The 6748-nt window shown below is 73.5% G+C and carries 6 protein-coding genes; 1 reads left to right on the top strand and 5 read right to left on the bottom strand.

Translation table 11 applies throughout. The annotated features are described in order from the left end of the window. Positions 1-144: 144 nt before the first annotated feature. Together ACFV4G_RS27305 and hemL are read right to left on the bottom strand one after the other, a co-directional pair. Positions 145-795: a histidine phosphatase family protein gene (locus ACFV4G_RS27305; protein ID WP_380444772.1), complete on the bottom strand. Its 651-nt coding sequence runs from the start codon at positions 793-795 to the stop codon at positions 145-147. A gap of 62 nt (positions 796-857) precedes the next feature. Then, positions 858-2186, bottom strand: a complete 1329-nt coding sequence (gene hemL / locus ACFV4G_RS27300) for a glutamate-1-semialdehyde 2,1-aminomutase (protein ID WP_380444726.1) — start codon at positions 2184-2186, stop codon at positions 858-860. A gap of 309 nt (positions 2187-2495) precedes the next feature. Between hemL and ACFV4G_RS27295 the strand changes: the two genes are divergently transcribed. Continuing rightward, positions 2496-3125 carry a hypothetical protein gene (locus ACFV4G_RS27295; protein ID WP_380444724.1) on the top strand — a complete coding sequence of 210 codons (630 nt, stop codon included), beginning with the start codon at positions 2496-2498 and terminating at the stop codon, positions 3123-3125. A gap of 85 nt (positions 3126-3210) precedes the next feature. Here ACFV4G_RS27295 and ACFV4G_RS27290 read toward each other — a convergent pair whose 3' ends face one another. The 3 genes from ACFV4G_RS27290 to ACFV4G_RS27280 form a co-directional block, all read right to left on the bottom strand. Then, positions 3211-4620: an MFS transporter gene (locus tag ACFV4G_RS27290; protein WP_380444723.1), complete on the bottom strand. Its 1410-nt coding sequence runs from the start codon at positions 4618-4620 to the stop codon at positions 3211-3213. Positions 4621-4714: 94 nt separating this feature from the next. After that, the gene (locus ACFV4G_RS27285; RefSeq protein ID WP_380444722.1) at positions 4715-5203 is read right to left on the bottom strand and encodes a MarR family winged helix-turn-helix transcriptional regulator; all 489 of its coding nucleotides are present in this window, start codon (positions 5201-5203) and stop codon (positions 4715-4717) included. A 97-nt stretch (positions 5204-5300) separates the two neighbouring features. Continuing rightward, on the bottom strand, positions 5301-6584 hold the full coding sequence (locus ACFV4G_RS27280) for a hypothetical protein (RefSeq protein ID WP_380444721.1): 1284 nt from the start codon (positions 6582-6584) through the stop codon (positions 5301-5303). Positions 6585-6748: the final 164 nt, after the last annotated feature.

Here is a 6748-nt window from a genome sequence, read left to right as displayed (position 1 = left end):
CGCCCACCCCGCTCGCGCGGGCGGGCCCCCCCGCGCGGGGGTTATAAGCGGCGCGCCCGCGCCCCATACTTACACCCCGCTTACGGGCCGTTCGGGCGAGTCTCGAACGGGCCCTCGGGCGCGTCGTCCGCGGGCCTCGGAGCCTCAGGCGCCGAAGCTCTTGCCCACCGGCTTGTCGCCCTTGCGGCCCTTGCCCACCAGGTGCGCGGGCAGCAGGTCGCGGGCCGGCTCGCGGTAGCCGACCGAGACGATCTTGTCGCCCTCGAAGGTGAAGCTGGTCAGCGAGGCCAGCGAGCACTGCCGGTTGCGCGGGTCGTGCCACAGCCGGCGGCGCTCGACGAAGGAGCGGACGATCCAGATCGGCAGCTGGTGGCTGACGCAGACCGCCTCGTGCCCGCGGGCGGCGTCCCGGGCGGCGCCGAGCGCGCCCATCATCCGCACGACCTGGTCGAGGTAGGGCTCGCCCCAGGAGGGCTTGAACGGGTTGGTGAGGTACTTCCAGTAGCCCGGGTTGCGCAGCGAGCCGTCACCGACGCCGAAGGTCTTGCCCTCGAAGATGTTCTCCGCCTCGATCAGCCGCGCGTCCGCCGCGACCTCCAGGCCGTGCGCCTTGGCGATCGGCTCGGCGGTCTCCTGCGCCCGCTCCAGCGGGGACGCCACCACGTGGGTGATGTCCCGTCCGGCCAGGTCCTCGGCGACCCGGTCGGCCATCCGCCGGCCCAGCTCGGACAGGTGGTAGTCCGGCAGGCGGCCGTACAGGACGCCCTCCGGGTTGTGCACCTCACCGTGCCGCATCAGGTGGACGACGGTGATCTCTTCGGCACTCACTTCTCAAGACTCCTGGGGCTCGGGGTGGACTAGGCCGTGGCCGCGGCGGCCGCGCGCGCGGCGGCCGGCAGGGCGGCGGCGATCCGCTCGATCGCCCGCTCGTCGTGGGACGCCGAGACGAACCAGGACTCGAAGGCGGACGGCGGCAGGTAGACGCCCTCGGCGAGCATCGCGTGGAAGAAGGCGGTGAAACGGTACGCCTCCTGGGTCCTGGCCTCGTCGTAGTTGGTGACCGCGGCCTCGGTGAAGAACACCGAGAACATGTTCCCGGCGGTCTGCAGCCGGTGCGCCACGCCCTCCTTGGCGAGCGCCTCGGTGACCAGGCCGGAGACCTCGGCGGCGACCCGGTCCACCGTCGCGTAGACCTCGTCGGTGCAGCCGCGCAGCTGGGCGAGGCCGGCGGCGGTGGCGACCGGGTTACCGGAGAGGGTGCCGGCCTGGTAGACCGGGCCGGCCGGGGCCAGGTGCGCCATCACGTCGGCGCGGCCGCCGAAGGCCGCGGCCGGGAAGCCGCCGCCCATGACCTTGCCGAAGGTGAGCAGGTCCGGCGCCCAGCCCTCGTGCGCGGCCTCCAGGCCGTACCAGCCGGCCTTGGAGACGCGGAAGCCGGTCATCACCTCGTCGGAGATGAACAGCGCGCCGTTGTCCCGGCAGAGGCGGGCCAGGCCGGCGTTGAAGCCGGGCAGCGGCGGGACGACGCCCATGTTGCCGGGCGAGGCCTCGGTGATCACGCAGGCGATCTCGCCCGGGTGCGCGGCGAAGGCCTGTTCGACCGCGGCGAGGTCGTTGTAGGGCAGCACGATGGTGTCGCCGGCCTGGGCGCCGGTGACGCCCGGGGTGTCGGGCAGGCCGAAGGTGGCGACGCCGGAACCGGCGGCGGCCAGCAGCGCGTCCACGTGACCGTGGTAGCAGCCCGCGAACTTCACGACCTTCGCCCGGCCGGTGAAGCCTCGGGCCAGCCGGATCGCGGACATGGTGGCCTCGGTGCCCGAGGAGACCAGCCGGACCTGCTCGACCGGGGCGATCCGCGCGACGATCTCCTCGGCGAGCTCGACCTCGCCCTGGCCGGGCGTGCCGAAGGACGTGCCGCGGACGACCGCCGCCTGCACGGCGTCGATCACCGCGGGGTGCGCGTGGCCGAGAATCATCGGACCCCACGAGCACACCAGGTCGACGTACTCGCGGCCGTCGGCGTCGGTGAGGTAGGGGCCGGTTCCGGACACCATGAAGCGCGGCGTGCCGCCGACCGCGCGGAAGGCGCGCACCGGGGAGTTGACGCCGCCGGGCGTGACGACCGACGCGCGGTCGAACAGCGACTGGGACTGGGGGGCTTCGTAGGGGTAGCTCACGGGAGACATGGTCTCAAATCGTGTCCTTGACCTCTGCATGTCGGACCCGATCATCTGGAACGATGATCCGGGCACCGTTGTCTGTACGGTTGTCCGTAGAGACGGGGGCGCTGACTGCCCCGCGGCGCGGACCAGTCAGACTGTGCACTCAGAGTGCGCAGGCGCTCCGGTTGTGTGCAGGGGTGTGGAGAGGACTGCCGCCTTCCGCGAGTGGGTAGGGCCCGCGAGTGGGTACGGCGGCGCATGACGGGTAAGGAGCACGTCCGGAGGGACGCCGGGCGTGCGGGGGTCTGTCGATTCCGGCGAATTCCGGTGAGGATGGTCCGAGTGTCCGAGGCGCAGGACGGCTACGACGAGGCCGCGGGGGGCTCCCGCAGGCCTGCCGAGGCCGCACGCGGGGGTACGGGAGCGGGGACGGGACGCGGTCGCCGCGGCGGCGAGAGGCGGGGTGAGGGACGCGTGGGGGTGACGTACAAGTACTTCGGCGCACCCGACCGTGCGACGGCCGCCAGAGTCCCCACCGCGCTCGGCCCGGGTGGACTCGGCCTGGACGCGGGTGAGCTGGGCTCGCTGGGGCGCCTCGGCGACCTGATGGAGACCAGCGGGTCCCCCAACGGGCACCTCTCCACCAAGATCAAGCCGGAGACCATGAGCGCCATGGTCCTCACCGGCATCCAGGGCGTCCCGCTGCACCAGGTCCCGCCGCTGGAACTCGTCGTGCTGCACCCCGACTACGCCGTCGTCCAGCTCCCGCAGAACGTCGTCGAACCGCTGCGCAAGGCCGACGAGACCGAGCTCGGCGCGGCGGCCTTCATCTGGTCCACCGTGCCCGACCGCCGGGGCCCGCGCGACGCCTTCGTGATCTACAGCATGCTGCACGAGTGGCAGGACTTCGCCAACCGCCTGCACGAGGCCGGCCACCAGCTGTACTGCCTGGTCTGGCCGTAACGCGGCCGGACGGACCGGCAGATCCGACGAAACCGAACGCCCCGACGGCCGAACCGGCCTCGGGGCGAAGGTGTCTGACGGCTCGTCACCGGTCGGCCCCGGCGGGGCGGAGCACCACTGCGGCGAGCAGCGTGGCGAGCACCAGCAGGCCGGCGGCCACCGCGAAGGCGACGTGGAAGCCCCCCACGGGTGAATCCGAGGAGCGGTCGGCGAGGGTGGTGAGGACGGCGACGCCGAGTGCGCCGCCGACCTGCTGGGTGGTGTTGAAGAGCCCGGAGGCGGTGCCCGCGTCGGCCGGCCCGGCACCGGACATGCCCAGCGCGGTGAGGGCCGAGATCGCGAGGCCGAATCCGGCCGCGAGCAGCATCGTCGGGAGCAGGTCGAGGACGTAGTCCGCGTCGGCGGGCAGCCGGATGAGCAGCGCGAGGGCGGCGACCAGCAGGACGAGACCCGCCAGCAGCACCGGGCGTTCGCCGAAGCGGGCGTTGAGGCGGGCGGAGAGCGCCAGCGAGACCGTGCCGATGGCGAGTGCGGCGGGGAGCATCGCGAGGCCGGTGGCGGCGGCGCCGTAGCCGCGGACGTTCTGCAGGTAGAGCGCGATCAGGATCTGGAAGCCGAACAGCCCGGAGACCATGAGCAGTTGGACGGCGTTGGCGCCGGAGACGTTCCGTGAACGGAACGTCCGCAGCGGCAGCAGGGGGTGGGCGGCGCGGGCCTGGCGGAGCAGGAAGCCGGCCAGCAGGGCGAGCGACAGCGCGCCGAGGCCGAGGGTGCGGGCCGAGGCCCAGCCGTGCTCGCCGGTGCCGACGATGGCGTAGATGCCGAGCATCAGGGCGGCGGTGATCAGCGCGGCGCCGAGCCCGTCGGCGCCGGCCCGCAGGCCGGGGCCGCTGTCGGCCGCCAGCACGCGGACGGCGAGCAGGGCGGCGGCGAGGCCGAGCGGCAGGTTGATCAGGAAGATCCAGTGCCAGCTGAGCGCCTGGGTGAGCACGCCGCCGAGCACCTGGCCGACGGAGGCGCCGGCCGCGCCGACGAAGCTGAACGCGCCGATGGCCCGGCCGCGTTCGCGGGGCTCGGGGAAGAGCGTGACGATCATGCCGAGGCTGACGGCCGAGGCCGTCGCACCGCCGACCCCCTGGAGGAAGCGGGCGGCGATCAGCACGCCCTGGCCGGGGGCGAGGGCGCAGAGCAGCGACGCGGCGGTGAAGACGCCGAGCCCGGCGACGAAGACGCGCTTGCGGCCGACGAGGTCGCCGAGGCGGCCGGCGAGCAGGAGCAGGCCGCCGAAGGCGATCAGGTAGGCGTTGACCGTCCAGGTCAGGCCGGCGGGCGAGAAGTGCAGGTCGTCCCGGATGGCGGGCAGCGCCACGGTGACGATCGAGCCGTCCAGGACGATCATCAGCATCCCCGCGCAGAGCACGGCGAGGGCGAGTGCGCGGGAACGGACGGGGGCGGCGGGCGCCGGGGCGGGCGCGGTCGGGGCGTGCGTGGGCATGGCGGGTCTCCCGGTTCGTCGAGTACCGGGTAAGACGCTAGCAGATTGTTTTGTTCGGGACTATCTATCTCGGGAGCAGCTCGCGGCGATCCGCTCAGCTCCGGGCGCGGCGGGCGCGGCGGACCGTCCGCTCGCTCTCCACGGGCTCCGCCAGGTGGCCGTCCACCAGGCGCGTCAGCGCCGACACGAAGACCCCGCGCTCGGGCTCCGGCAGGGCGTCCAGCACCTCGCGGTGCACCCGGTCGGCGATCTCGGTGCCCCGCTCGACGGCGCGCTCGCCCGCCTCGGTGACCGAGATGATCCGGGCCCGGCGGTCGATGGCGGACGGGCGGCGCTCGGCCAGGCCCGCCTTCTCCAGCTCGTCGACGGTGACCACCATCGTCGTCTTGTCCAGGTCGGCCAGCTCGGCGAGCTGGATCTGGGTGCGCTCCGCCTCCTGCGCGTGGAACAGCACGCAGTACGCGCGGGGGGTGATCCCGAGCTCGGTGAAGGCCGACGCCATCCGGGTCGCCAGCACGTGGCTCGCGTGGTCCAGCAGGCCGGAGATGTCGCGGATCTGCCGCACGGGCGGGGTCGTCGTCATGCGTCCGAGGTTAGCAACGTGCCGTCCGTCGACAGATGATCCCGTAGCCAACCAACCGGCGTGCCGTCGCACACGAACCGCCCCAGCGCGGGACGGCCTACGGGATGCCCATCTCGAACAGCGCGTACCCGGCGTACCAGCCGGCCGCGATCGCGGGCATCGCGAACAGCCCGATCAGCGAGGGCGTCCGCACCCGGCGCAGCGCGACCGCGAGGCCGACGCAGAGCGGGAAGGCTGGCAGCAGGTAGCGCGAGATGTTGTCGAAGATCTGGTTGCTGCTCAGCGCGGTGAAGATGGTCAGCAGCGTGTAGATCACCAGGACCAGCGGCGGGCGCAGCCGCAGCAGCAGCACCAGCAGGCCGGGCAGGGCGATCAGCAGCGCGATCGCGATCAGGTCGGGGGCCGGGTTGGACTGCCAGAAGTTCCAGTGCCCGGTGACCACGTCCAGGGCCGTGCGGGAGGTGGAGGCGCCCCAGTCGAAGTAGCGGTTCCAGGCGCCGCGCTGGAGCTTGAAGTAGCCGCCCCAGTCCCCCATCCGGTAGCCGACCCAGGCGACGTACCAGAGCAGGCCCCACGGCGTGATCAGCATCGCGAAGAGCGGGCGGCGGACGCCGTCGGTGCGCCGGACGAGCGCCACCAGGGCGGCGACCGAGACGGCGGCGATCAGGGCGGCGGCGGTCGGGCGGTTGAGGCCCGCGGCCAGGGTCAGCAGCCCGGCGGCGACCCAGCGGTGGGTCATCACGCAGTAGCAGGCCCAGGCGGACAGCGCGACGAACAGCGAGTCCGAGTAGACCGCCCACTCGACGCCGGAGCCCGGGAACAGGCCCCAGAGCACCGCGGCGATCACGCCCGCCCGCCAGCCGCCGAGCCGCTCGGCCACCGCGAAGATGCCGGCCGCCGCGACGAACGAGGCGAGCACCGACACGACGATGCCGGAGCCGTACGGGCCGAGCCCGGTGACCGCGCCGACCAGCCGCATCAGCCACGGGTAGAGCGGGAAGAAGGCCGCCGAGTTCTCGTAGTAGCTGGCCAGCGGGAAGCCGTGCAGCGGGATCAGCTGCGGGTCGTAGCCGTTCTCGGCGATCCGCTGGTACCAGATGCCGTCCCAGGTGCCGAGCACGTCCCACGGCTGGGCGCCGCCGCCGCGGCCCGGGTCCTTCTTGAGGTAGTCCCCGGTGTGGGCCAGCAGCATCATGAAGACGGTCAGGCCGGTGGCCTTGACCACGGCGTACGCGCCGAGCGCGGGCGCGAAGCGGTCCATCAGGGCGCCGAAGCGGCCCGGGGCGGTGCGCTCCGGCTCCGGCCGTTCGTCCGTCGTCACCGGAGGCGTCGGGGCGCCGGGTTCGGCGCTGGACGACTCGGTGCTCGATGCCGTGCTCATCTGCTGTGGCTCTCCCCGCCCGGCTCGTGGTCGGCGCGCCGGCGAACGCGGCGACGTCGAGTGAGCCTACGACACCGGCCCCGCCCGGCCCGGGGCGGCGGGGCGCAACCGGGCGGGCACACCCGGGCGGCGGGGGGGGGGGGGGCGGGGGGGCGCGGGCGGCC

This window comes from Kitasatospora sp. NPDC059747 (assembly GCF_042732955.1).
Classification (GTDB): Bacteria; Actinomycetota; Actinomycetes; order Streptomycetales; family Streptomycetaceae; genus Kitasatospora.
This window is presented reverse-complemented; position numbering and strand designations above follow the sequence as displayed.